This is a genomic window from Bartonella sp. AU16XJBT, assembly GCF_028618665.1.
In the GTDB taxonomy this organism is placed as follows: domain Bacteria; phylum Pseudomonadota; class Alphaproteobacteria; order Rhizobiales; family Rhizobiaceae; genus Bartonella.
Genome location: NZ_JAQITF010000056.1, coordinates 1 through 2237, shown reverse-complemented (window position 1 = coordinate 2237; position 2237 = coordinate 1). Strand labels below are relative to the sequence as shown.

General features: G+C 41.4%; 2 protein-coding genes and 2 pseudogenes. All 4 read right to left on the bottom strand.

Translation table 11 applies throughout. The features are described from left to right. Positions 1–644: pseudogene (locus PVV66_RS09420) on the bottom strand (filamentous hemagglutinin); the annotation flags it as partial. Positions 645–678: 34 nt separating this feature from the next. Further along, a complete protein-coding gene (locus PVV66_RS09415; RefSeq protein ID WP_273719599.1) occupies positions 679–1038 on the bottom strand; it encodes a hypothetical protein in 360 nt (119 codons plus the stop codon). A 49-nt stretch (positions 1039–1087) separates the two neighbouring features. Continuing rightward, positions 1088–1492: a hypothetical protein gene (locus tag PVV66_RS09410; RefSeq protein WP_273719598.1), complete on the bottom strand. Its 405-nt coding sequence runs from the start codon at positions 1490–1492 to the stop codon at positions 1088–1090. Next, positions 1489–2237 (bottom strand): annotated as a pseudogene (locus PVV66_RS09405) (filamentous hemagglutinin); the annotation flags it as partial. The gene PVV66_RS09410 and the pseudogene PVV66_RS09405, both read right to left, overlap by 4 nt.

The window sequence follows — 2237 nt, the reverse complement described above, 5'->3', positions numbered from 1 at the left end:
GTTCTTTGATAAACATGGTTCTATAGGAGTCATCGCTGTATTTAAACCCTTCTTCTAAGAGTTGTGTTGCCATTTCACGATTTTCATGGACGATTTGTTCCAGCTTGGCGACATCAAGCTGTTGTACCCCCTTATGGGCGCTGGCAGTATCACGGTTAAGGGAGGCGATGGCTTGTTCCACATCTTGTCCCGTCAACGCCTTTTGCCCTGCTTCATTTGTCAGCACAATGGTTCCATTGCTGATAGCGGATTTGGTATAGCCTTCCTCTGAATCTTTGGCTTTTGCATGATCTAAAACATTCTTGGCAATGTTTTTCCCGACACCGTATTTGCCTTGGTACATGGGGCCTCCCGCAGAAATGCTAATCCCATCGCTGTTGGCTTGAGCATCAGCACTGTTGGTGATATTACTCGTTTTAATGGTTCCGGTGGTCAGTTTATTTTTGTTCGCCGATGCGGTGGCTGCCGATAATACCACCGGTCATGGTTGTTGCACCCGCCACTGTAATATCAAAGCCGCCATCACCGGTTTGAATGCCGGATTGTTCCACAACGCTGTGATAATCACTAGAGGATTGATCCTTTTGGAAAGAGGCATTCATTGAACCTCCATCACCCGTTTTTCCTGCACCAAAGCCAACATTCTCATTAAAGCGCTTTGCGAATGATTTTGTGTTGTTAGGGTTGGCATTCAAGTGCGTTTTTATGTCTTTTACAATAAGGACTATTTAAGCGTTTCTCAACACTTCGCTGAGGCATAACAGCTCCAGGACGACATATGGGAAGATTGTCCGATTTATGGTTCTCACACCATTCTTGTATGGTAAAGCTAGGGCGAAAACCTGATTTCCCCATACAAATTTCAATACTAGCAAATTGATTCAAATCTAGCGCCACAACCTTATCAAGGTCCGGTACGCCACATTCTAAAAGTATTTTCTGCCTCCATAATACTGGAGAAAGTGAGGGAATTTGATTAACACACCCAACTGTACTTAAAAAAGCTATGCAGCTCAATAGTTTTAAAGTTTTTTTCATTTTCCCCTCCTCTAATGGGTTTCTTGACAATAAAAAGGAACAGCAAGACTTAAGGTTTGCATTCAGGTTGTACTGGACTTCTTTTACAAAAAGGGCTGTTTAAGCGCTTTTCAACACTTCTCTGTGGGATGACAGCACCAGGACGACAAATGGGGAGGTCATTATAATTATAACACCAATATGGCCCCCCTGATTTTCTACGGAAACCAGCTTGAAGCATGCAAGCATCAATGGTGGCTATTTCATTGTCGCTTAGCGTTTTGTTTTCTGAATCCTGATCAATAAGGCTTGGCATGCCACATTCTAGCAAGACTTTTCCTACCTCAGTAAAGTTCGCTCCTGGCTTCTTCCACACTGCCACTTCTCCTGGAGAAGGTTTGTCGATATTTGATATGTCACATCCAGTAATACTTAATAGAATGAGCAGGCTCAATAAGTTAAATCGTATTTTCATTTTTTGTTCCCTGTTCTCGTGGAATAAAATTTTATAAAACCAAATGAACCGTAATCACGTCTACAATCAGATCCTGCATCAGCATAACAATTATGGGTGCTAGGATTATAGCCGATGATCGCTCCCCCCATCTCTCTGAGGGGTAGAATTAACGGATGTAATGAATCATATGGTTTGGAACGTACCCCATAAGCCGTAGGCCAATTAAAACCAATTATTGTACTTATGGGGTCTAATATATGGCCTTGTACATAGACATAATTTTTTTCGCCATCGCTTAAGTAATCTACTGTATTAGCTATCGATTGCGCGTGAGCAGCCGATCCAAAAAGATAGAAGTCTGTTTTCTTGGCTATACCATGGATACCACGCTCTTCAAGGTCACGTAATCCATTACCCCCTGTCAAGGTACCACGGCTATGCATACTAACAATAGCCCCCTCATTGCCATAACGAGAGACAAAATCTTGGAATTTCTTCGTCGAATTACTCAATGCCCAAGTCTTACCTTCAAGAAACTTTTGATAAAATGCTATCCCGAACTCTACCAGCATATCTTTAGATTGTGGGAAATATGTAAAATACAGATGACCATTTTTATTAACAGCCATTTGCACAGCATTACCCGCTGCATCATCGGGTGAATTAAAAATGCCATTGTAGAACATATAAACATTGCCATCAGAGCCTTTTTGTAAATATTCCTCTTCCTCTGGTTTTAAAAAATGATACAAAACAATATTTT

Excerpts from the sequence above, each read along its gene's own strand:
- PVV66_RS09410 (WP_273719598.1), bottom strand. The coding sequence starts at position 1,492 with ATGAAAATACGATTTAACTTATTGAGCCTGCTCATTCTATTAAGTATT.
- PVV66_RS09415 (WP_273719599.1), bottom strand. The coding sequence starts at position 1,038 with ATGAAAAAAACTTTAAAACTATTGAGCTGCATAGCTTTTTTAAGTACA.